Source organism: Vibrio owensii (assembly GCF_002021755.1).
Taxonomy (GTDB): domain Bacteria; phylum Pseudomonadota; class Gammaproteobacteria; order Enterobacterales; family Vibrionaceae; genus Vibrio; species Vibrio owensii.
The window spans coordinates 783,547-805,978 of sequence record NZ_CP019960.1 but is presented as its reverse complement, the minus strand read 5'-3'; the positions used below and the strand labels follow the sequence as shown (position 1 = coordinate 805,978).

Sequence of the window (22,432 nt, the reverse complement as noted above, 5' to 3'; positions counted from 1 at the left end):
TGATGATTTTCCTATTGATGCCGCGACTCGGACTTGAGCACATAGCCAAAGTTAGGAAGCGTATGAATAAGCTTGGTGTTTTGCCCCTTATCCACCGCCTGACGCAGCTTAAACATGTGAACTTTCAAGCTGTTACTCTCTGGTGACGCATCGCCCCAGACCAATCGCATTATCTTACTTCGACTTACTGGTGAAGGACTAGCGCTCATCATCACTTTTAAAATATTGTAGCAAGTCGGCGATAACGTTAGAGCGACTCCCGCCCGATAAACTTGCCTTTGGGTGGTATCTAATACTAAATCGTCCACCACTAAACGATCTGGCGTACCGCTACTTCGCTTCAACAGAGCAAGGACACGGGCCATTAACTCTTCTAGCGCGAAGGGCTTTACCATGTAATCATCCGCGCCAGCACTGAACCCTTTAAGCTTGTCGCTGAGTTCACTTCTTGCGGTGAGCATCAGCACGGGTAAATCGATGCCATCAGCTCGAAGGGTTTCACAGACTTTGATGCCGGATAAATGAGGTAAATTCACATCCAATATCACCAGATCGTATTCATCCGATCGTGCCAATTGTAATGCCATTACCCCATTGGCTGCATGGTCGCTGTGAATACCATGCAGCTCCAGATATTCCATAATGGTTTTTGCTAGTTCAACATTGTCGTCCACCAGCAGAACATGTTTGTGCGTGACTTCCATTTACGTTTCGCTCGTTATTAACAATCTTCAGTTTCCAGTGTTGTAATACTGTGACCTGTTCTACTTGCCGTTGCTGGCGTGTAGTGGATTCGGCAACGCAGTGTATCGAGTTCACTCCAATCGCCGTAAAACTGTGGGAAGATCCAAAAGCCGCCGTCGTAATCCGTTTCAAAGTTGAGTTTGTCTTCACCGTGCAAATCATCGTTAAGAGGAGAAACGTCAACATTCACCAAAGCTTTGAACTGCGACAGCGCTTGATTCGGAAAGACATCAAACCACGGATAATTATCAGCATTGGTTAGACGAATTTGCTGACCATCAATGACCATACAGCGCATTTGCTTGTGGTAATCACAAGGTTGAATCTCAGTAGACGGTATTTCTGACTTGGCAGAAAACATAGCAAACGAGGACTCAATAGCGCCTTTGGTCGCTTGCAGTGTTGCGATTCTCGCGTCGGATTGTAATCCCATGAACTTAGGAGCCGCTGTCACCGCTAACACACCTAAAATCACAATCACCACGATCATTTCAATGAGAGTAAAACCTTTGTTTTTCATTTAAAACTCCTAACATTTACAACATCCCTGTTAGAAAGTTTTAGATAACGTAATCCACACTTAATTGGCGCTTAAAGCGTCGTTTTGCCGAGTACATGTTCTTGTCAGCTAACTCAATCGCAGCATCAATATCGTGATTTACGACTTTTGATAAGCCGTACGCGAATGACAAATCGAAACCTTTTTCTGCAAAGTAACGCGCCATTTTCGCGTTTAGTGCGTTCAATCGATTTTCAATGTCTTCGTATGCTGAAGAGTCAAAAACAATCACAAATTCATCGCCACCGTAGCGAATCACCACATCTTTTTCGCGTAGCGATGAACGTAATAAACACGCGAAATCCACCAAACAATTATCACCAATGCGATGTCCGTAGTTGTCGTTTATCGCTTTAAAGCCATTCATATCAAGAAAAGCCACGATACGATTATCGTATGACGCTAAGTGGTACTTTAAGAACGAACGGGTATAACACTTGGTCAACTCATCCTTGGTTACATCCATTAGTCCAGTATTCGACGGACAAACAGTTGCAATGATGAATTTCTTGCCGTTGTAGACCATCTTTTCGCGAATCGTGTCGTACTCAATGCCCTCGAAAAACTCTTTGTCTTTGTGGAACATAAGATGTTCGTCTTGCAGCAAGTTCTTATCTTTCTCTAAGCACAAACGGTAGCTTTCGTTTTCGTGGATGATCTCTTGCGGTTTCACACCAACAATACTGGTTCCGACCAACTCTCGGTGTGCCGCGTTATCAAAAATCACCACACCTTGCTCGTTTCTCATGATGACCAGCTTTTCAGCTGAATCGAGCATCGACACAACGCCATTCGCAATAATCGATGTATTATTGAAATAGATGTCTCTTAGGTTGCTCAGAGTCGTATTTACGTCTTCGTTGTGCACGACGCCCAAGATGTCATGGTCTTCAATAAAGCGATTCACTTCTTCGCTCTGTACATCTTCAATATTGTTTTCAATCAGAAAGTTATAAAGCTTGTAATCTAAATCCAAGCTCATTCGTAGCAGTGCTTCTACGGGTGCATCTTGCTCAAGGTTGGAAAAGCAATCTAGCTCAATAATCTCCTCTAGCGGCATTGCTGGATAGAAGTAGAAGCCTTGAATCGTTGGCTTTTCAGCAAACAATTCGATCAGTTCTTTTTGACGCTTGTTCTCAACACCTTCAAAAACAACTTTGTGTGTACATAGCGTTTTGATCTTTGAGTACAAAAACGACAGGTGCTTAAATTTGCTGTAGTTTTTCTCAATGTCATGAACCAACGAACGGTCAAATTTGACTTCATCCGCACCGATAGTGAGCGCCAAATCCGCTCTCGCGAAATCTTTACCGAAATCATCAATAGACAGCTTGATGCCGTTGTCTTTTAGCAGCGCCACATGACTAAGAAATTCGTCATTCAGCTCTACACCTTGATGCTCAACCAACTCTAAAGAAACGTTCTTTCCTTTTAGCTGCTTGATAGCACTAAAGACGAAGTAATCATTCAAAACACTGGTTGGGTAGATGTTGATGGACACCGGAATTTGAATGTCAAACTTCGCGATGTCTTCCAAGCAACGCTTCATCACAGCGAGATCAAGCGCCATGTTGTCTTTCACTTCGGCGAAAAATTCAGGCAGTGTTTTTTCAACGTCGACTGGTCGTAGCAAAGCTTCAAGACCAACGATCACGCCATCTTTTAGTTTTGGTTGGTACAACAAGTTGAAATCTGACATTAAGAGACCTTTATAAGTGTTTTTATTGAGTTGGTATTCACGTAGTTCGCTGACCAACACGTTTAATGACACTCGCCTCTACTTCCTGTTAATCATTAACAAGGTTAAATTCCATCTCAAAGCCAACGCTTTAAGAGGCACAGTGTGTGATATGAGTCATATCTTAAATTTCTCATGGTTAACGCTAAGTTAACGCCAGCCCTCGTTTTAATGATTAATTTTTATCGTCACCATAACGGTATGTTTTAAGTGACTTTTAGGGGAACTTTTTTAGGGAATACGCACAACTTTTGAGCACAAAAATGTATGGTCCGCCCCGTTATTGCAACTACAATTAAGTCATAACGGAGTTGGTTTGCGCTAATGTATTCGGAGTCCTTGTTGGGAGCACTAGCTTCCCAGCTCCACGATGATATCTGCGCCAGATTATCCTTAAAAAGCCAAAAGCATTTAACGCTATTTTTTGTGTCAGGTTCTTAATCTGGTCGATTGACCGTTTTTGTCATCATTTTCATTGGCGTTGCAAACTTGGTTATAGCTATACAACCTTAAAAGCTTGGCGGTGGTACAACACCGCCCAAGCTATTCTTGCTAGCTTGTTGGCAAGTGCTACGACCACAACATTAAATGGCTTCGTCGCCCGAAGTTTGATGAGCCACTCACCAAACACTTTCCCTGTCGTTTCTAGCCTTGAGAGAACGGCTCTTGCTCCATGGATAAACAGAGTTCTGAGATGTTTATTGCCTCGTTTACTTATGCCAAGTAGCTTGGTCTTTCCTCCCGTAGAGAATTGTCTCGGTACAAGCCCTAACCAAGCTGCCATTTCCCGACCATTGGTGAAATTGTTTGGGGAGCTTACGTCAGCAACGCACAACGTTGAGGTAAGGTCTCCAACTCCAGGGATAGTTTTCAGCAATTGTGCACTTTCATTATTATTAACAATAACTTGAAGCTTACTGTCTTGAGCTTTGACCTTTTCATTAAGGTATTTGTAGTGTTCGTGGATAGACACTAATTCACACAGCAAGCTCTCCGGCAGTGCCATTTTTTGTGCTGCTAACCATTGGAAGAGAGACTTCATCTTTGCATGCCCCTTTGGAAAACTCAGGCCGAACTCAAGCAAGATAGCCCCAATTCGAGACATAGCCGCGGTTCTCTCCTTGATATAGCCATCTCTGACACGATGAATCGCTGCAATGACTTGGGCTTCTTCACTTTTTACCGCGACAAACCTCATTGTTGGTCGACCAGCCGCTTCTGCAATTGCTGATGCATCTATGAAATCATTTTTGTTGCCTTTGACATAAGGCTTAACGTACTGGGGAGGAATGAGTCGAACTTGATGGCCGTATTCACCACACTTACGAGCGAGCCAATGAGCACCGCCACAAGCTTCGAAAGCAATGGTTGTTGGTTCGATTTTACAAAGAAAATGTTGGAGTTGGTTTCGATTAAACTTACGACGCAATACTTCCGCACCAGAACGGTTATGAGCGATAGCGTGGAAACAGTGCTTGCCTAGGTCGATACCTAAAATGTGAATAGAAGACATATGGTTCACCTCATTCTGAGAGCCTACTCTAAGCTTAAGGGCTTGGAGAGTGGGGCGGACCATATAATTAAGCCACTTCAAAAGTGGCTCTAAGAATCATTTTGTTAACCCACTGCACTCTGCCGGATCTTTGATAACCACGGCTGTTGCTGCACTAGTCACACCGGCTTGTGTGTACTTGATGCAAGTTTTGTCATAACCCGCAATGCCGAAGTGAATTGAAGCGCTGCCAGGGATTTCTTTATGTGCCCAGTCTTCTCTCAAGCCTTGCACCACAATAGATAGGTCATTTAAGGTCGCTTTTGGGTATCCGTAAGCGATAGCCAAATCAAGCGTACCTGTGCCGTCAGTATCCAACTTAGCCTCTTCTGCGCGTTCGACACCCATCAACGCCGCTTTGCCGTAAACAATGCCCATCGCACCGTTCATCGCCCCTCTTAACCCAGCAATTGCCGCGTTTCTCGCATCATCTTGCAAATTCAAGAATCGAGGCGCTGCCGTCACAGATAAAATACCTAAGATGACAATGACCACGACCAATTCAATTAAGGTAAAACCTTTCGCCTTCATTTTTTATTTCCCAATTACAAACGAGAGAAAAATCACGATGACAAGAGGCAGAAGCCCTGACTCTCCATCGGTTGACGGCGAATATACGACGGGGAAAGTTAACGCAGGGTTAACTCAAAACGGGCAGAAAAAATAAAGTTTAGGCAATCGATTAGCGCGCACAAAAATAATGTGAGTAAGAGGAAGATTTAAGCAATATCACAAGCAAAAAGTTACGATTTCGATGCCATTACGACCGTAAAGCAATTGCGCTCCCCTTGATATGATACAGAAAACCCATTTGTCATTTGAGCTATGAGTATCAAACCTCGTCCTGAAGGCATCCAACTCTCTTCATCGAATAGATTTGGCGTCTCAATTTGCTTTGAGGTGTAACTTTGGAAGGTTTCATCAGAAATGCGATTGCCATAATCAAATACACGCACTTCTATGTTGTGCTGCTCACCTTGTGTTAGTTCGCATTCTAACTCAACCGTTTTTCCGCTTTGCTCTTGATAGGCATGGATGAAAGCATTGTTCATCAACTCAACCACGCACAACTCTAGAGTTTGCGCGACATGAGAAGAAACCGAATGTTGTTGAAGGAACTCAACCAATTCGAGACTTGCTTGGCGTGAAACTTCTAAAGACGCTTGATAGGATTTCTGGAATACCGAACTTGTCGACTTAACGGCTTGCGATTGTGCACAGCCCAACCATTGCACTTTCAACAAGCTCACATCATCGTCGATTTCTGGTTTTCCTTGCCAGTTTTGCACTTGCTCCAAAACGGCATTGGTTTGTGCCTTTTCTGGCATCGCTTTACTCTCTTCGATGTTAGCTAGCAGTCGGTCAATACCGTAAAGCTCCCCGCCTTGCTTGGCTTCCAATAAGCCGTCGGAGAAAAACCAAAGCGCGTCATTAGGCTTAAGTTGGATACTTCCACCTTGGTACATCATCGGCTCCAATGCCCCGACAATGAAGTTGTTGTCGCCAACAAGTTCCAAGCGGTTTTGCTCCGTCTGTTGCCAAACGAATTTAGGGTGCCCTGCGGTGCAATAATTCAGTTCACCGGTTTCGGTGTTCAACACGGCATATTCGATAGTGAAATAGAGCTTGCTGTTTTGCGTTTGCTGATAGCGTCGATTAAGCCTTTCAATCACAGCAGCAGGCTCACTAATGCGGTATTCGTTGTCGCTCCAGTCTAACGTTATCGACTCCGATTTGTTACGTTGTGACAAAGTTTGTTGAATAGAGAACGCCATTAAAGCCGAAGAAATACCGTGCCCGGAAACATCGAAGACATAAAACGCAACGTGCGATTGATCAAGCTCCACATAGCCCAACATATCCCCACCGATCTTGGTACAAGGAACATAAGTGAAGCTAAATTGTGCCGTGTGAATCTGTTCTTCCACTGGCAACAGTTGTTCCATTAACTCTCCGGCAGAATCCAAATCCTGCTGAATGGTCTGATACGCTAAATCGAGCTCTTGGTTTTTTGTCGTGAGCGTGTTGTGCAGTTCTAAGGTACGAAAGCCCGCACGGATACGCGCTTGTAGTTCCTCTACAGACGTCTTTTTGTCGACAAAGTCATCGGCGCCTGCATCCATGCCTTTGATGATGGATTCTTGATCGTTACGGGAAGAGAGAAGCACAAAGAAGATATAACGAGAAAACGCCGACGATTTGAGCTCACGGCAAAGCTCAATGCCACTGATGCCCGGCATCATCAAATCACTGAGGACAAACTGAATGTCAGTTCGGTGAGTCAGCACTTCTAACGCAGACTCACCATCTTCAACGGCAATGACCTCGTATCCTTGCTTTTGCAAAGCACTGGTCATGTAGAGCAGGACCGTTTTGCTGTCGTCGACCAACAATATGGACTTCATACCTCTCCTTGCCTGTTTGTTCTATTGCAGCACGCTACTCATGGATTGCGCATCTCTGAAACGGCTGTAATCTTCCGCTAAAAGTTGATGTTGATAACGAGTGTAAGACAACGCCTCATTAGAGATGACGATTTGGTTTTCTTTTTCCATCAATTGCCCACGCAGCAACTCGATCTGTTGATGCTGCTGACTGTGGTTTTGATACATGGCAACGAGTCCGCACACAGACGCTACGAGCAGCGTACACAACACGCCATTGATGGTTTTACTTCGAACACGCATAACCTCTCCTTGTCGCTTGGTGTCCTTCATTACTTGGTGAAGTCCAATAATGATTGGGACGTCTACAAACTAAGAACTCAAGGTTCCAAAACGCCGTGAGAGCCAATTGATGTTGTTTCATTAACAGAGTTAATTATAGGAGAAAGGTAGAAAAAGAAGAGAAAACCTGAACAAATTGAAGATCTTTGCGCTTAAAACGACAAAAAGCAGCAAGTCTACAAAAGCCTTGCTGCTTAGAAAAATCACGCTAGAAGTTAGCCTTGAAACGCTTCACGCACCGATACTTGTTCAAACCAACGTGCAATATTTGGGTAGGTTTCGAACACTTCAATACTCAAACCATTTACGGCAAAACCAACAAAAATGTAGCCGGTAATGTCTACGATGGTGAAGTTGTCCGTGGCGATGTGCTCACTTTCTGACAAGCGCTTGTCGAGAATTGGTAGGAATTCTAATACGCGAGATTTCGACTCGTCACCCCACGCAGCCACACAGTTTTCACGGTCTTGGTAAATTGCTGTGATATTGCGAAACGCCTGAAAAGCCGTGTACAAGCCTTGGAATTCGACAACGCGATGCCACATTTCCACCTGAGCACGTTCGAGTTGGTTAGCACCAAACAGCGCCAGATCATTTTCAAACGCTTCATCTAGGTAGCGACAAATCGCCACGCTTTCACAGATCGTCGTGCCATCATCCAGTTCCAGTAGAGGCACTTTGCCGTTCACGCTTTTCGATTTAAACGATTCAGATAGGTTATCGCCCTCACGAACGTTCAGCGCAATTCGCTCAACCTCGCCACCGATTTCCTTTAGAAAAATGCTAACTCGCTTACAACTTGGAGTCATTGCGGTTTCATAGAGCTTCATTTCACATCCTTTTATCTTTTTCTAACCGAATGGTTAGGATATACTGTAGCCAGTTTATAAACGATCAGTCAAGAACTTCACTATCAAAAGTTTTCAAACAGTTGTGGGTCTGTTTGCTGAGAGAGATTTTTGATGCAGTTTGTGAGTTCACATGAATTTGGGGGCTGATACCCAAGAATAGATGGGTATTCATCATATTGGTTCAGTTCGAACGCTAGAGGTTCTCTGTACCATCCCTCCAAAGCAATTTAATTACCCGATAAGCAGACCCAGGCAGGTAATTTATGGCAAGAAAAGCCAACTTCGACCGAGATGAAAAGCTTCTCGTGGCTATGGATGTGTTTTGGCGCAAGGGCTTTGCGAACACGTCTATCTCGGATCTCACCGACGAGTTGAACATCAACCGCTTCAGTCTTTACAACACCTATGGTGACAAGCAACAACTCTACTACGAGGCGCTCGATACCTACTTGAAGAAGGTCTCGCTACCTTCACTGAATGATTTGGAAAAAGACGACGCGTCTTTACCTGAGTTGGAATCGTTCCTTAAATCTTTTGCTGAGCTGCAACGCAAACGCAACTGTGGGTGTTTTATTCAAAATGCGTTGATTGAGCACGCAGGCGAAGACGATGACGTACTGCGTAAAGGGCATTTCTTATTTGACCATCTTATCGACATCATTGCGGATGCGCTGACCAATGCGCAAAAAGAAACCTTAGTGCCGAAAACGCTGAAACCAGAAGAGCTTGCTCGTTTTGTTCTCAACAACATGCAAGGCATGCGCGTGCTTGGCAAAGCCAAACGTTATGCCGATTTGGATACGGCGCTTTCCTGCTTGCTGGTTTTGATTAGGAAGTGACATGTCGATTGAAGTGATAGCGGTACGTCTTACCAAAGGTATGGACTTAAAGCTGAACCTAGCGAAATTGGTCGAGCAGTATGGTATCAAAGCAGGCTCGATTGCCTCATGCGTTGGCTGTGTCTCTGACCTCAACCTTCGTTTGGCAGGTGCAGAAAGCACGTTAACCAAACAAGAGCCATTTGAAATTGTCTCTGTGATGGGAACCCTAACGGCTGGACATCAACACGTTCATATCTCGGTGTCTGATCGTGAAGGACGAGTTTGGGGCGGGCATTTGCTGGAAGGCACAGTGATTGATACTACCGCAGAATTGATCATCCATTCTTACTCAGAACTTGAGTTTACCAGAACGATGGACGACTCGACCGGCTATACCGAACTGCAAGTGAACCCTTCCAAATAGTAAAAAGCTCCAGAGCCATACTGTGCTGTCTCTGGAGCTTTATTCGCTTGTCTCTTACGCTAAGAATTTACTCATATCGAGCAAGCTAATTTCGAGGATCATTCTTCGGCTAAATAACAAACCTGATTATCGTCGATCGTTAATTGCCACGTTTTTAGACCGTGCGCTTCGTCTTCCAAACACTGCCCACTCTTTAAACTGAAGTGCTGTTTATACAGTGGTGATGCAACACACATCTCACCATCAATATCACCGACAATCCCTCGACTCATCACATAAGCCTTACCAATTGGATCCCAATCTTGAACGGCGTAAACACCGCTATCAGGAATGTAGAACAACGCGACATGCTCGCCTTCAATCAACACCGTGGCACCGATGAACGGCATTAGGTCATCAAGCTGACACAATTTCACTTTAGTTAAAGCTGCCATTTACACCTCCTGTTTCACTGGAATACGCTGACCGCGCACACGCTGGTACGGCAAGACTTTGCTGCCCGACGTGCTGTTCAAGAAAGGACGGAAGCGTTGCAATTTTTGAGGATTATCCAACGTACTCTTCCACTCACATTGATAGGTATCTACGACTCGTGCCATTTGCTCATCCAATGCATCACATAGGTTGAGAGAGTCATCCAAAATCACTTGTTTAAGGTAATCTAAGCCCCCTTCCATGTTCTCCATCCACACCGACGTGCGCTGCAAGCGATCAGCGGTGCTGACGTAGAACATCAATACTCGGTCGATCATGGTGATCAACTCTGATTTAGATAAGTCGGATGCAAACAAATCCGCGTGTCTTGGTCTCATGCCGCCATTACCACAAACGTATAGATTCCAGCCGTTTTCAGTAGCGATCACCCCAATATCTTTACTTTGCGCTTCTGCACACTCGCGAGTACAGCCCGATACGGCAAACTTAAGCTTATGGGGCGCTCGCAATCCTTTGTAGCGGTTCTCTAACTCAATGGCTAACCCAACCGAATCATCAACACCATAACGACACCAAGTAGAACCGACACACGATTTCACGGTGCGCACCGATTTACCGTAGGCGTGCCCTGTTTCAAAACCAGCATCGATTAAGGTTTGCCAGATTTCAGGAAGCTGTTCTAACTGCGCACCAAATAAATCCACGCGCTGACCGCCAGTGATTTTGGTGTACAGATCGTATTGCTGAGCAACTTCGCCTAGCACGATGAGTTTGTCTGGTGTGATTTCGCCGCCCGGAACACGAGGCACAATCGAGTAAGAGCCATCTTTTTGCAGGTTTGCCATAAAGGCATCATTAGAATCTTGCAGAGATTGATGCTGCGGCTCCATGATGTGTTCATTCCACAAAGAAGCAAACACAGATGCCGCTGTAGGCTTACAAATATCACACCCATGCCCTTTGCCATGCAGTGCAATTAAGGTGTCGAAGTCTTTGATTTGTTCCACTTGGCAAATATGGAACATCTCTTGGCGACTGAGCTCAAAGTGCTCACAAAGGTGGTTGTTAACCTCTACCCCCATGGCTGCCAATTGAGTATCCAATACCGACTTCACCATATTGCTACAGCCACCACATCCAGTACCGGCTTTGGTGTTGGCTTTAAGGTCTGTCAGGTTGGTAGTGCCGGCTTGAATCTCGGCAACTAAGTCGCCTTTTGTGACGTTGTGACAAGAGCAGATGATGGCGCTGTCTGGCATCTCTCCGTCCAGCATTCCGGTATCAAACAGCAGGTTCGCTGCGTGGTCTGGTAGAACCGTTTTGTTCAAATAACACTGTAAGAGCGCATCGTAGTCGCTGTTGTCACCAACGAGAATCGCACCAAGCAATTGGGTGCCGCTCGCATCAACCACCAGCTTTTTGTAGATGCCTGCGACCGCATCTTGCAAGACCATTTCTTGAGCGCCTTCGGTTTGCATTTGTGCATCGCCGATAGACGCCACATCCACCCCAAGCAGCTTGAGTTTGGTGCTCATGTCTGCACCTTTAAAACCTTCGCTTGGCATTCCAGTCAGGACATCGGCAGTGGTTCTCGCCATGGTGTAACCGGGTGCGACTAAACCAAATATCTTCTGCTCCCAAAGGGCACATTCGCCAATCGCGTATATGTTCTCATCGCTGGTTTGGCATTGGTTGTTAATCACAATACCGCCTCGCTCGCCTATTTCTAGCTCAGCCAGCCTTGCCAACTCATCTTGAGGACGAATGCCTGCGGAGAAGACAATCACATCCACTTCGAGAGGATCTTTGTCTTTAAACACCATACGATGCTTAGCCGTTTCACCATCGCAGATTCGTTCCGTACCCGTTGAGGTGTGAACGGTTAGCCCTAGCGCTTCAATCTTCTCTTTTAGCACTAAGCCAGCACCATCGTCTAACTGCACAGGCATCAGGCGGGGAGCAAATTCAATAACGTGAGTTTCTAACCCCAATAGTTTAAGTGCGTTTGCCGCTTCTAAACCCAACAAGCCGCCGCCAATCACCGCGCCTGTTCTTGCACCTTCACATGCCTTTTTGATTTGTGAAAGATCATCAAGCGTGCGGTAGACAAACACGTTGTCGCGGTCTTTACCTTCAATTGGCGGCACAAATGGGTACGAACCAGTAGCGAGCACAAGTTGGTCGTAACCCAGCACATCTTCACCATCAAGCAGAATGCGCTTTTGCTCTCTGTCGATGCCTGTTACTTGGCTGCCAAGTACGAGTTGGATGCCATGCATGTCGTACCATTCTTGGTTACTCAGCATCAAATCATCATGAGACTTACCCGCAAACAAAGAGGACAACTGTACACGGTCATACGCGATAAAACGCTCTGCACCAATCACGGTAATTCGGTGCTCCAAATGCGCGTTTTTCTGCACTAATTGCTCGACAAGGTGTTGCCCGACCATACCGTTGCCTACCACAACGATGTGGCTCAATGCGTTCTTTACAGGGATCGTTAAAGGACTGTTCATCGCTGCCTCCTTATGCCGTTTGCGCTGCGGTTTTGGGTTTGTCTTCTTTCGAAGCAGGAATCTCGACTTTGGATTGCTTCTCGTAAAGGAACTTCAACACCGCTTGTCGACACTTCTGATACTGCGCATCATCCGCCAGTGCTACACGCTCACGAGGGCGAGGTAGATTCACTTCTAACACTTCTCCAATGGTTGCTGCCGGTCCGTTAGTCATCATCACGATTTTGTCGGATAGCAGCACCGCTTCATCCACGTCGTGGGTAATCATGATGACGGTGTTGTTTAGCTCGGCTTGAATCTTCATCAGTGCATCCTGCAAATGCGCACGAGTTAACGCATCCAACGCGCCAAATGGCTCATCCATCAGTAGAACCTTTGGTTGAAGTGCCAGTGCTCTCGCAATGCCGACTCGCTGCTTCATACCGCCCGAGATTTCATCCGGCTTTTTGTGCGCGGCATGCTGCATTTGAATCAACTCCAAGTAGTGATTCACTTGTTCCTGAATCCACGCTTTGCCCTTTTTGCCGGCAATTTGTTTGACTGCGAGCTCAACGTTTTGATATACGGTGAGCCAAGGCAACAATGAATGGTTTTGGAACACGACTGCGCGGTCAGGTCCCGGTCCTGCTACTTCTCGCCCATCGACTATTACGCCGCCGTCTGTTGGCATGTGCAGCCCTGCAACTAAGTTCAATACCGTTGATTTACCACAGCCAGAGTGACCAATTAGGGATACAAACTCGCCTTTATTGATTTGTAAATCGACGTTCTTAAGCGCGATGAACTCGCCATCTGGCGTTGGGAATCGCATCCCTAAACGCGTCAGATCTAATAATGCTTTTTCCATGATCTTTTCCCTTATCTCAACGCTTGTTGTTTATTCCAAGACAGCCACTTTTGAAGTTGCAGCATGCCTCTATCGAGCATCAAACCGATAAAGCCGATGGTGATGACAGCCACCATGATGCGCCCCAATGATGCCGAGCTGCCGTTCTGGAATTCATCCCAAACGAACTTGCCTAACCCTGGGTTCTGAGCGAGCATTTCTGCCGCAATCAACACCATCCAAGCGATACCTAAAGAGAGACGTAAACCTGTGAAGATCATTGGAATGGCAGAAGGTAAAACGATAGTGCGAATGTGCTGCCACCACGAAAGTTGAAGCACTTTGCTTACGTTGATTAAGTCTTTATCAACGCTCGTTACACCCACTGCGGTATTAATCAGCGTCGGCCATAAGCTACACAACGCTACAGTGATCAGAGAGTTGATGAACGACTTAGCAAACATCGGGTCATCACTCACATAAGTGGCACTTACAACCATAGTGACGATAGGCAGCCAAGCTAAAGGTGATACGGGCTTGAGCAGTTGAATGATTGGGTTGAACGCTTGATACAGCCCTTGATTAAGACCAAGCACGATGCCAAGTGGAATCGCGATAACCGTCGCCAGCAAAAAGCCCGCAGTCACAGTCACTAAGCTTGTTATGATTTGGTCGAAGAACGTCGGTTTACCTGTGTAGGGACGAATCTTCACTTCCGCATCTGGATTTTTGGCTAACTTCGCAGCATTGCGCTTTTCCTGACGCTCGATAAACGCTTGTTCCTTTTCTTGCTCTTGCCAATGGTCATCGACAAGGTTGCTGAACTGCTGAAAAGTTTGCACTGGCCCCGGTAGCGTACCTAATGAAGTTTGCACTTCTCTCGCTGCTAAGTGCCACATTGCCAAAAAGATCAGCAAGCCAATGACGGGTAAAAGCACCAGCCGACTTCGGTTCACTACCTGCTTAGCAGGAAACAGGGAAATGACATTACTAGACATACTCACTCCTAAGAAATTTACATCCTTGTTGCCACAAGCGAATTCCCTCGCCTGTGGCGTTTATCGTTATGGTTAAACCTTGTCTTTTCCTTTAAGCCCGATAGAGAACTTCTCTAGATATTTATTTGGCTCGCGACCGTCATAAACGATGTTGTCGATAAAGTGTGTTTGTGGCGCACGGAAACCATCTTCAGCACTAAAATCTGGGAAGTCTTTTTTGCTCAACACACCATCTTCAATTAGCGCTTGAGCTGCTTGTTGGTAGATATCTGGACGGTAAACCTCTTTTGCGACATCCATGTACCAATCATCGGATTTCTCGCTTGAGATCTGTCCCCAGCGACGCATTTGGGTCAGGTACCAAATCGCATCGCTGTAGTACGGGTACGTGGCGTTATGACGGAAGAACACATTGAAGTCTGGCACGTCTCGTTTGTCGCCTTTCTCGTATTCAAATGTGCCCGTCATTGAGTTGGCGATAACTTCGGCATCGGCTCCGACGTACTCGCTTTTTGATAGCATCTTCACTGCTTCTTGGCGGTTGGCATTGTCGTTTTCATCCAACCAATGTGCCGCTCGAATCAAGGCTTTCACTACGCGAATGTGTGTGTTTGGATATTTCTCAGCCCAAGCTTTGGAAACACCAAATACTTTCTCTGGGTTGTTCTTCCAGATCTCGTAGTCGGTCACGACTGGCGTACCAATGCCTTTGAATACGGCTTGTTGGTTCCATGGTTCGCCTACGCAGTACCCTTTGATCGTGCCCGCTTCCATTGTGGCTGGCATTTGTGGTGGCGGTGTAACACTCAAAAGAACATCAGCATCCAACTGGCCACTGTTATCGCCTGAGTCTGGTGCGTAAAAGCCTGGATGAATCCCACCTGCCGCTAACCAGTATCGCAACTCATAGTTGTGTGTCGATACAGGGAACACCATGCCCATGTTGAACGGTTTGCCTTTATCCAGATAGCTGTCGACCACAGGCTTCAGCGCATCCGCTTTGATTGGGTGAACTGGTTTGCCATCTGGTTGCTTTGGAATGTACTGCTTCATCTGCTCCCAAGTGTCATTGGAAACCGTAATTGCGTTGCCGTTCAAATCCATACTGAACGCGGTAATCACTTCTGCTTTTGTGCCGACACCAATCGTTGCGCCCAATGGCTGACCAGCAAGCATGTGCGCGCCAGCAAGCTCACCATCGATGACTCGGTCTAAAAGCACCTTCCAGTTTGCTTGCGCTTCTAAAGTGACGTACAAGCCTTCGTCTTCAAAAAAGCCTTTCTCATAAGCAACCGCCAGCGGTGCCATATCGGTTAACTTAATAAAACCAAACTTCAGGTCTTCAATTTCTGGCTCACCCAACTCTGCCTTTACGCTGACCGTGGTGAATACCGATAACGAAATTGCTGACACTTTCAGCATCGAACTCCATTTCATTGGTTTGCTCCCATAAAAAAAGCGCCACTACTCCGAAGAGCAGTAGCGCCGTTGCTAAGTCTACAATTACCGCCGTTGATAATTGAGATAAGCGATTCAACAATAAACCCAATTCTACTAATCCAATTACTGTGCCAACTTATTTTTCACAGCAAACACAATAAGTTAGTATATCTTGCCGTTTGTTATTCCCTGTTATTGCTTGCTGATAGTGCAACACGCACCACGTTAGAAAACGCACTCTAACCCCAAAGTGGTAGGGAAACTAATCAAGCACCTCCAAAGTAGTTATCAAATTCTTGGCAACTTGTGCGAGCGTTTGGCTCGATTGCATGGCTGAATTTCTAAGTGCTTTATAAGCCTGTTCTTCATCAACGCTGTGCATCTTCATCAACAGACCCTTGGCTTTTTCCACCAGCTTGCGCTCTTCAATCTTGTAGGTCAGTAATTCAATTTCCGATTGCATACTTTCGAATTTCGCTCTCACTAATGTCGCATGTTCAATCCAAGGCTGAAGTGCAAACTCACTATCGTGCGGCATAAGAACATAGTCCATTTTTTCTGATAACCGATTGATATCATTGGATGATAATTGCTTTAAGACGATAAGAAGTGGTGCCGACTTTCTGCGGCAGAAATCGACGATCAAACGCAGTTCCGCGGTTGGTTGCTGCCATCCAACCACAACGCTTGCTGAGGGTTCTCGTTGCATTAACGTTTCTAGTTGTGCCAATTGGCAGCCGATGATGTTGTCGTAATCTTTGCTCAATAAGCCGGACAATCGAGCCTGCTCTTGGAGGCTATCACAACATACTATGATGGGTGTTTTTGACGTTGATTGAGTCATGCACATTCCTTGTTTATATCTCACTCACTAAGAGAGACATAACAAGGAATGTGCCAACTAAAGCTGAAGCGTTTTAACTAGAGGCGAGATGTTCTTTGAAGAAGCCGAGTGTACGTTCCCAAGCGAGCGCTGCTTCTTCCGGTGCGTAGCGTGCCGTTGAGTCGTTATGGAAGCCGTGGTTGACGTTTTCATACATTAACGCTTGATACTGTGCGTCGGTCGCGATTAACTGCTGCTCATAGGCAGGCCATGTGTCGTTAACACGCTTATCGAGCCCTGCAAAGTGAATCATTAATGGCCCTTTGACTTGCTTTTGGATCTCTTGCGCCGCGGGTGTTCCATAGAAAGGCACACCTGCATCGAGCTCTTCAGGCATTACCGCTGCAAGCATATTGACAATGTATCCACCGAAGCAGAATCCAACCGCGCCCAATTTACCGTTGCCACCCTCGTATTGTTTGAGGAAGTTAGCGGCTGCAATAAAGTCTTGTTCGATCTTGGTTCTGTCCATCTCTTTCTGCATGGCGCGACCTTCATCGTCGTTCCCCGGATAGCCGCCGAGTGGATAAAGTGCGTCTGGAGCGAAAGCAATAAAGCCGTCTTTTGCAAGTCGTCTTGCGACATCTTTGATATAAGGGTTCAGACCTCGATTTTCATGGATCACCAACACGGTCGGCGATTTTAAGGTCTTCTTCTGTGGCATCACCAAATAACCACGCCCTTCTCCATGCCCATTTGGAGATGGAAAGGTTTCGTAAGTTGCTTTGATGTCAGGATCGTTAAATGAAACTTGTTCTGCGAGTGCGTAATTCGGGGTTAACGCATCGACCAGTGCTGTCATGCTAAAGCCGAGCACAGCAAGGCCACCCAGCCTATTAAGAAACTCTCGGCGCGTGATTTTTCCGTGGGCGTATTCGTCGTACCAATCGAAGGCTTCTTGCGGGATCGGATGAGAAGCCTTTTCACTAGGAGTGGTATGCTTTAGAACCATTATCCATGTCCTCTGTGTCTTACCATATGGGATTTTCTCATTCTCAAACGCGAAGCTAAAAACGAACGCGATTGAGGCTAAAACTGCGGTTTCACCACTCTGATACGGAGCAAGGTGGTGAAACACATCATTGGCGAGCTAGGATCTTTTACCTTCTTCAAACAATAGATAATGGATTCAGATTCAACAACTTTGCGTCGTTGGTTTTACATTAATTGACAATAGTGCGTTATTGTTGGCCGCAATAGGCTTGCCAGTAAGAGAAGGCGCGTTCGAATGCTTTTTCTCTGTCGTGCATTTGTGCAAACAAGACCACTGCCATCGTAGCGAGAACCGTATTCGCCATTTGATTCATGTCATCTTCTGACGTCCCAAATGAGCAGTTCGCAGGCATTGGCACCTCAGACAGCATTTGCTCCGTCCAGTAGTGCGATGTCACGCCACTTGTTTGGCTTAACCATACGGTTTGGCTTACTTTCGGGTTGTATTCTGACTCACCCGATTGTCCTTTGAATGACACAACGGCATGAGCGGTTTTGCCAATCTCGAATTCGACTTCAGCATGAAGTTGTTGGAACCCGGGATGAAAGCTACCACGAATACCAACCGTCGCCTGCCCCGGATTCAATGCTCGAACCACGGTATTAATCGGCGTTCTAAGCCCATAACGATTCTTCCAACCGATCATGGTTTCTGCTTGGGGTGCAAACGAACTCAACGGCAGATACACAATGTTTTGTGTTTCTAACACACGCTTTGCGTCTTCTGCTGATTCCGCTTTGTTGATAGAAAACTTATCGAGGTAATCTTCCGCATGCAAACGACCAGATTGACGGTCGTGATAGCCGTGCATCAGCACTTTATGACCATTATCGGCGAGGATCTTCGCTGCCAACAGGTGCCAAGGCTGCCCTGCCGCTTCACGTTTGCCTGCATAACATGGCCAGTCAATGTCTGCACCAATAGCTGGCATGCGGGATTGGAATGCTTTCACAAAGCCAGCGATTTCTTGTTGAGTTTCGTTCTGTACACGGATCAGCATCAATAGCATTGCCATCTGATCGTCGTCGCACTCACCGTTTAGGTATTCATCCATAACTCGAAACGCTTGGTCAAAGTTCAGTGGTTTTCTACCACGTTCGCCACGACCGACTGTTCTAATACATTCCAAAATGCTGCTCATATTCCCTCGTATTCCGTCACTGACTGTACGGTTTCTATTAGTTGTTCGCGCAGTTTGACAACTTCTCCCATCACAATCAATGCTGGGCTCACGCCTTTAAGTGTAATCGATAAATCATTGAGCTGATTGAGTTGTGTAACGTGCACTTGTTGTTGAGGACTGCACCCATGAGTGATGATTGCGACTGGGAAATCTTCTCTCAAACCGGAGTTGATTAAACCCGTTTGTATTTGCGTTGATTTTTCTAACCCCATATAGAAAACTAACGTTTGTCCGCCTTGCATCAGTTGGCTCCACGCTTCAAATGCGCCTGTTACGACTTGCCCAGTAACAAAGGTAACGCTGCGAGCAACGCCACGATGAGTCAGCGGAATCAAGCTGTTTGCTGAACATCCAATCGCAGCAGTAATACCGGGGATGACTTCGTACGCGACTGAGTGTTTGACGAGCGCTAACGCCTCTTCGCCTCCACGGCCAAATACGAAAGGATCTCCCCCTTTTAAGCGCACAACTCGCTTTCCTTGCTGAGCGAGCGACACCATCAAATCACAGATTTCTTCCTGACCTATACTAGGTTGTCCGCATCGTTTGCCCACGTAAATCCAATCGGCTTGTGGCGAAGCCAACTCCAAAATATCTTTGTTAACCAAACGGTCGTACAGCAGAACCTCTGCCGACATAATCGCTTTCACAGCCTTCACGGTTAACAAGTCAGGATCGTGCGGCCCTGCTCCAACAATCGAGACAAAACCTTTGCGGTTCGCGTCGAGGTCTACTGAATGGTCTTCTAAGAGTTGGTTCAGTTTGCTTGCTTGATTATGCTTAGAAAAGCGAGACGAGCGTTCTTGTTTCTGACTCGCTTGTCCTTTCTTAAACCAAGACTTTTGATAAGGCGCTTCCATGTGCTTATCCTCTTTGTGACTTACTTTATTTGAATAGCCAGACTTTGCTGGTTCGCTTGCTGTTTGCCCTTTTGACGCTGATGACTGTCGATCATTTGTTTGATTTGAGAAACGCACGAACCACAGTTAGTGCCGCATTTGAGTTTGTTTTGAAGTTGGGTCAATGAAGTGCAGTCTTGTTTCTCCATCGCGTCATGTATTTGTTTATCGGTGACGCGGAAACAACTACAAACCAGTTTGGCGCAGCTTTGCGATTGAGTGATGGTAAGCAGTTGCGATAGCTCCATCGGCTTGCCAATCAAGCCAGTAAAGTTGGTGTAGTCAGTTTGAATCGGTTCGCTAGACACCACTAAAACAGAGCGAATGATACGAACGTCTCCAACAAGGTCGTAATCCACCGCGAGCCAACCCTGGGCAATATCTATCGTAATTCTGCGGCTCTTTTCCGTTCGACAAAAACTCTGCTTCTTTGGTCGCTTATCGTGTGCAAAGCGCCAAATACCCAAATTGCTTTCTGCTTGAAATGCGCTGTAGAGAAATTTACCGGAATCAAACTGTGTACCGATGAACATACCGTAGGTTTTTACCGCCGCATCTTGCACTTCAACATAAGATGACTTAAACGCAGGTTGCCCAGAAATAGGGTCTTTTGCGCTGTTTACTATCGCGTTAACACTGCTTTCACCGCCATATCGACCTGCCCAGTGCATTGACATAAACAGCTCCTGAAAACCCAAACCTTCATCAATGGCAACTTTGGCATAAATACCGGTGTTTGAAGTAGGCTGAAACAGCTTGGCGAGTTGTCCTGCTTTTAAGCGATTTTGAGTGGCAGAGAGTGTGTTCATGTACACGGTTGGCTCTAACTCAGAGGCGGCAAGGTGTGCAATATGCCCTGTGCGCGTCATGGTATGCCATTGGTCGCGTTGCCTGCCCGTATTGAGCCACCAGCCTTTTGTTCTCTCTAAACGCGTTGGAGATTCACTGGTCACGACAAAACGCGCTTTACCATCTGAGTGCGAATAGACACCATCAGCAAAAGGACGCTCTCCTCCCCATTGTGTTGGCACCCACTCTTCGTATTCTTGCTCGGTTAAGTTCGCGTATTGAGAAAGATCTAGCTTCAATGGTGAATCTGCATTCATGCCTGTCATCGCCGCATATTCCCTGAATACCGCCCGCTCTGAAGTAAACGCAAAACCATTTTGTGTCTTTTCCAATGCACACAGAGCTTGCCCGACTTGGCTTATCGCCCACCAATCTGATTTTGCTTCACCCGGAGGCGTTTGAAACTGGCGCTGCCTTGAAAGTCGACGCTCAGAGTTGGTTACCATGCCTTGCTTCTCCCCCCAGCCAGCGGCGGGCAGCAACAGGTCCGCGTAATGCGCAACATCCGAATCCGCTGTGATATCGGAAACAATCACAAACGGACAAATCTCTAGTGCACGTTTTACCAATTGGTTATCTGGTAAAGAGACGACGGGATTGGTTGCCATGATCCACAGAACTTTAATCTCACCACGTTCTACCGCCTCAAACAGTTCAACGGCTTTTAAACCGGGCTGAGTGGCAATTTCTGGTGAATCCCAAAACGCCTGCACTTGCTTGATAGACTCTGCGTCAAAAGCACGATGTACCGCTAATTGATTTGCTAAACCACCGACTTCTCGTCCGCCCATCGCATTCGGCTGACCTGTAATAGAAAATGGCCCGCAACCTGACTTGGCAATTTTACCTGATGCCAAATGTGCATTAATAATGGCATTGCCTTTATCGACACCATTTTCGGCTTGGTTAACCCCTTGGCAAAACAGCGTAATTGCGGTTGGGCTTTGCGCAAACCATTGAAAGAATGTCGTGAGTTTTTCTTCTGAAATCCCAATGGAAGACGTTAGATTAGTGACATCGTAACGCAAATTAGAAGCTTCTTCTGTAAGTGCATCAAACCCGTCGGTATAGGAATTTATGTATTGATAATCAATGCATTGCTGCTCAATAAGAAACTTAAGCAGCCCATTAAAAAGTGATACATCCCCATCGTTTTTAATTGGTAGATGCAAATCAGCTTGCTGCGCGGTGACCGTTTCACGCGGGTCAATGACCACCAGCTTGAGATTAGGATTGTTTTCTCTCGCTTGTTGAATGCGTCGAAATAAAACAGGGTGCGTCCAAGCGGTATTAGCACCGCAAATTATCAATAGCTCAGTCTTATCAATATCGTCGTAATTGACGGGAACGACATCTTCACCAAATGCTCGTACATGAGCCGCAACCGCCGAAGACATGCACAAACGGGAGTTCGTATCGATGTTTGCGCTGCCAACATAGCCTTTCATGAGTTTGTTGGCGACGTAATAGTCTTCCGTCAACAACTGGCCTGACACGTACATCGCGACGGAATCCGGTCCAAACTCTGCTTTCGCTTGATGAATCTTTTCTGCAATTAGATCTGTGGCTTGTTGCCATTGTACTTCTTGCCCTTGAGGTCGCTGCTTGGTGACAAGCTTTGGATACAGCAAACGCAAAGGCATATTCAAACTCTCTGCCAACGCGACACCCTTTACGCACAGTGACCCCGCATTTGCAGGATGACACGCATCCCCAACGATTCCTTTCGCATTGACCTCGACACCACATCCAACACCACAATAGGGACAAGTGGTTTTTTTGCATCCTTGCGACATTCCGCCCCCTGATTCTTTCCTTAGAATGACGAGCTACAAGCGAAAAAAAACCTCTCCCGAAACGAGAGAGGCTGCATTGCCTATAAAAGCTCAAAAAAGTAATACCCTATCCGCTTAACCGCCTGCTAAGGGAAAGCGGCGCATCGAGTTAACGATGAACATAATCTAAATTGCAAACCCGATGCCAATTTTATA

General features: G+C 46.2%; 20 protein-coding genes. 2 read left to right on the top strand and 18 right to left on the bottom strand.

The window, feature by feature from the left end:
* Positions 1 to 11: 11 nt before the first annotated feature.
* The 8 genes from A9237_RS20120 to A9237_RS20085 form a co-directional block, all read right to left on the bottom strand.
* Entirely contained in the window at positions 12 to 704 is a 693-nt protein-coding gene (locus A9237_RS20120) for a response regulator transcription factor (RefSeq protein ID WP_078609335.1), read from the bottom strand.
* A 17-nt stretch (positions 705 to 721) separates the two neighbouring features.
* Positions 722 to 1,264, bottom strand: a complete 543-nt coding sequence (locus tag A9237_RS20115) for a prepilin-type N-terminal cleavage/methylation domain-containing protein (RefSeq protein WP_009704587.1) — start codon at positions 1,262 to 1,264, stop codon at positions 722 to 724.
* Between the two features lie 40 nt (positions 1,265 to 1,304).
* On the bottom strand, positions 1,305 to 3,074 hold the full coding sequence (locus A9237_RS20110; protein WP_078609333.1) for a GGDEF domain-containing protein: 1,770 nt from the start codon (positions 3,072 to 3,074) through the stop codon (positions 1,305 to 1,307).
* A 466-nt stretch (positions 3,075 to 3,540) separates the two neighbouring features.
* Positions 3,541 to 4,554: an IS110 family RNA-guided transposase gene (locus A9237_RS20105; protein ID WP_078607610.1), complete on the bottom strand. Its 1,014-nt coding sequence runs from the start codon at positions 4,552 to 4,554 to the stop codon at positions 3,541 to 3,543.
* Between the two features lie 96 nt (positions 4,555 to 4,650).
* A complete protein-coding gene (locus tag A9237_RS20100; protein ID WP_078609331.1) occupies positions 4,651 to 5,124 on the bottom strand; it encodes a type II secretion system protein in 474 nt (157 codons plus the stop codon).
* Positions 5,125 to 5,336: 212 nt separating this feature from the next.
* Positions 5,337 to 6,998: a SpoIIE family protein phosphatase gene (locus tag A9237_RS20095; RefSeq protein WP_078609330.1), complete on the bottom strand. Its 1,662-nt coding sequence runs from the start codon at positions 6,996 to 6,998 to the stop codon at positions 5,337 to 5,339.
* Positions 6,999 to 7,019: 21 nt separating this feature from the next.
* Positions 7,020 to 7,280 (bottom strand): hypothetical protein, encoded by a 261-nt coding sequence (locus A9237_RS20090; protein WP_005443088.1) that lies wholly within the window; start codon positions 7,278 to 7,280, stop codon positions 7,020 to 7,022.
* Positions 7,281 to 7,534: 254 nt separating this feature from the next.
* On the bottom strand, positions 7,535 to 8,149 hold the full coding sequence (locus tag A9237_RS20085) for a glutathione S-transferase (protein WP_078609328.1): 615 nt from the start codon (positions 8,147 to 8,149) through the stop codon (positions 7,535 to 7,537).
* 284 nt (positions 8,150 to 8,433) lie between these two features.
* On the opposite strand from A9237_RS20085, the gene A9237_RS20080 reads away from it, so the two are divergent.
* Both A9237_RS20080 and A9237_RS20075 read left to right on the top strand, forming a co-directional pair.
* Positions 8,434 to 9,009, top strand: coding sequence for a TetR/AcrR family transcriptional regulator (locus A9237_RS20080; protein ID WP_005375904.1), 576 nt, complete (start codon positions 8,434 to 8,436; stop codon positions 9,007 to 9,009).
* Position 9,010: 1 nt separating this feature from the next.
* On the top strand, positions 9,011 to 9,415 hold the full coding sequence (locus A9237_RS20075; protein ID WP_061009144.1) for a PPC domain-containing DNA-binding protein: 405 nt from the start codon (positions 9,011 to 9,013) through the stop codon (positions 9,413 to 9,415).
* Between the two features lie 98 nt (positions 9,416 to 9,513).
* On the opposite strand, the gene nirD is transcribed toward A9237_RS20075, so the two are convergent.
* The 10 genes from nirD to A9237_RS20020 all read right to left on the bottom strand — a co-directional run bounded on the left by nirD (position 9,514) and on the right by A9237_RS20020 (position 22,237).
* Positions 9,514 to 9,849, bottom strand: coding sequence for a nitrite reductase small subunit NirD (gene nirD, locus A9237_RS20070; protein ID WP_078609326.1), 336 nt, complete (start codon positions 9,847 to 9,849; stop codon positions 9,514 to 9,516).
* Positions 9,850 to 12,369, bottom strand: a complete 2,520-nt coding sequence (nirB, locus tag A9237_RS20065) for a nitrite reductase large subunit NirB (RefSeq protein WP_078609324.1) — start codon at positions 12,367 to 12,369, stop codon at positions 9,850 to 9,852. It abuts the gene before it with no gap.
* Between the two features lie 10 nt (positions 12,370 to 12,379).
* Positions 12,380 to 13,216: an ABC transporter ATP-binding protein gene (locus A9237_RS20060; RefSeq protein ID WP_005450080.1), complete on the bottom strand. Its 837-nt coding sequence runs from the start codon at positions 13,214 to 13,216 to the stop codon at positions 12,380 to 12,382.
* 11 nt (positions 13,217 to 13,227) lie between these two features.
* Complete coding sequence (locus A9237_RS20055; protein WP_078609322.1) at positions 13,228 to 14,193, bottom strand: ABC transporter permease; 966 nt, start codon at positions 14,191 to 14,193, stop codon at positions 13,228 to 13,230.
* Positions 14,194 to 14,265: 72 nt separating this feature from the next.
* Positions 14,266 to 15,630, bottom strand: coding sequence for a CmpA/NrtA family ABC transporter substrate-binding protein (locus A9237_RS20050; protein ID WP_005375887.1), 1,365 nt, complete (start codon positions 15,628 to 15,630; stop codon positions 14,266 to 14,268).
* A gap of 265 nt (positions 15,631 to 15,895) precedes the next feature.
* Positions 15,896 to 16,477: an ANTAR domain-containing response regulator gene (locus A9237_RS20040; protein WP_078609320.1), complete on the bottom strand. Its 582-nt coding sequence runs from the start codon at positions 16,475 to 16,477 to the stop codon at positions 15,896 to 15,898.
* Between the two features lie 73 nt (positions 16,478 to 16,550).
* A complete protein-coding gene (locus A9237_RS20035; RefSeq protein WP_078609318.1) occupies positions 16,551 to 17,468 on the bottom strand; it encodes a dienelactone hydrolase family protein in 918 nt (305 codons plus the stop codon).
* Positions 17,469 to 17,697: 229 nt separating this feature from the next.
* Positions 17,698 to 18,651, bottom strand: a complete 954-nt coding sequence (locus A9237_RS20030; protein WP_078609316.1) for a glycosyl transferase family protein — start codon at positions 18,649 to 18,651, stop codon at positions 17,698 to 17,700.
* Complete coding sequence (cobA, locus tag A9237_RS20025) at positions 18,648 to 19,553, bottom strand: uroporphyrinogen-III C-methyltransferase (protein WP_078609314.1); 906 nt, start codon at positions 19,551 to 19,553, stop codon at positions 18,648 to 18,650. Before cobA ends, A9237_RS20030 begins: the two co-directional genes overlap by 4 nt.
* Before the next feature lie 20 nt (positions 19,554 to 19,573).
* Positions 19,574 to 22,237 (bottom strand): nitrate reductase, encoded by a 2,664-nt coding sequence (locus A9237_RS20020; protein WP_078609312.1) that lies wholly within the window; start codon positions 22,235 to 22,237, stop codon positions 19,574 to 19,576.
* Positions 22,238 to 22,432 lie beyond the last annotated feature (195 nt).

Excerpts from the sequence above, each read along its gene's own strand:
- A9237_RS20120 (WP_078609335.1), bottom strand. The coding sequence starts at position 704 with ATGGAAGTCACGCACAAACATGTTCTGCTGGTGGACGACAATGTTGAA.
- A9237_RS20115 (WP_009704587.1), bottom strand. The coding sequence starts at position 1,264 with ATGAAAAACAAAGGTTTTACTCTCATTGAAATGATCGTGGTGATTGTG.
- A9237_RS20105 (WP_078607610.1), bottom strand. The coding sequence starts at position 4,554 with ATGTCTTCTATTCACATTTTAGGTATCGACCTAGGCAAGCACTGTTTC.
- A9237_RS20100 (WP_078609331.1), bottom strand. The coding sequence starts at position 5,124 with ATGAAGGCGAAAGGTTTTACCTTAATTGAATTGGTCGTGGTCATTGTC.
- A9237_RS20095 (WP_078609330.1), bottom strand. The coding sequence starts at position 6,998 with ATGAAGTCCATATTGTTGGTCGACGACAGCAAAACGGTCCTGCTCTAC.
- A9237_RS20090 (WP_005443088.1), bottom strand. The coding sequence starts at position 7,280 with ATGCGTGTTCGAAGTAAAACCATCAATGGCGTGTTGTGTACGCTGCTC.
- A9237_RS20085 (WP_078609328.1), bottom strand. The coding sequence starts at position 8,149 with ATGAAGCTCTATGAAACCGCAATGACTCCAAGTTGTAAGCGAGTTAGC.
- A9237_RS20080 (WP_005375904.1), top strand. The coding sequence starts at position 8,434 with ATGGCAAGAAAAGCCAACTTCGACCGAGATGAAAAGCTTCTCGTGGCT.
- A9237_RS20075 (WP_061009144.1), top strand. The coding sequence starts at position 9,011 with ATGTCGATTGAAGTGATAGCGGTACGTCTTACCAAAGGTATGGACTTA.
- nirD (WP_078609326.1), bottom strand. The coding sequence starts at position 9,849 with ATGGCAGCTTTAACTAAAGTGAAATTGTGTCAGCTTGATGACCTAATG.
- nirB (WP_078609324.1), bottom strand. The coding sequence starts at position 12,369 with ATGAACAGTCCTTTAACGATCCCTGTAAAGAACGCATTGAGCCACATC.
- A9237_RS20060 (WP_005450080.1), bottom strand. The coding sequence starts at position 13,216 with ATGGAAAAAGCATTATTAGATCTGACGCGTTTAGGGATGCGATTCCCA.
- A9237_RS20055 (WP_078609322.1), bottom strand. The coding sequence starts at position 14,193 with ATGTCTAGTAATGTCATTTCCCTGTTTCCTGCTAAGCAGGTAGTGAAC.
- A9237_RS20050 (WP_005375887.1), bottom strand. The coding sequence starts at position 15,630 with ATGAAATGGAGTTCGATGCTGAAAGTGTCAGCAATTTCGTTATCGGTA.
- A9237_RS20040 (WP_078609320.1), bottom strand. The coding sequence starts at position 16,477 with ATGACTCAATCAACGTCAAAAACACCCATCATAGTATGTTGTGATAGC.
- A9237_RS20035 (WP_078609318.1), bottom strand. The coding sequence starts at position 17,468 with ATGGTTCTAAAGCATACCACTCCTAGTGAAAAGGCTTCTCATCCGATC.
- A9237_RS20030 (WP_078609316.1), bottom strand. The coding sequence starts at position 18,651 with ATGAGCAGCATTTTGGAATGTATTAGAACAGTCGGTCGTGGCGAACGT.
- cobA (WP_078609314.1), bottom strand. The coding sequence starts at position 19,553 with ATGGAAGCGCCTTATCAAAAGTCTTGGTTTAAGAAAGGACAAGCGAGT.
- A9237_RS20020 (WP_078609312.1), bottom strand. The coding sequence starts at position 22,237 with ATGTCGCAAGGATGCAAAAAAACCACTTGTCCCTATTGTGGTGTTGGA.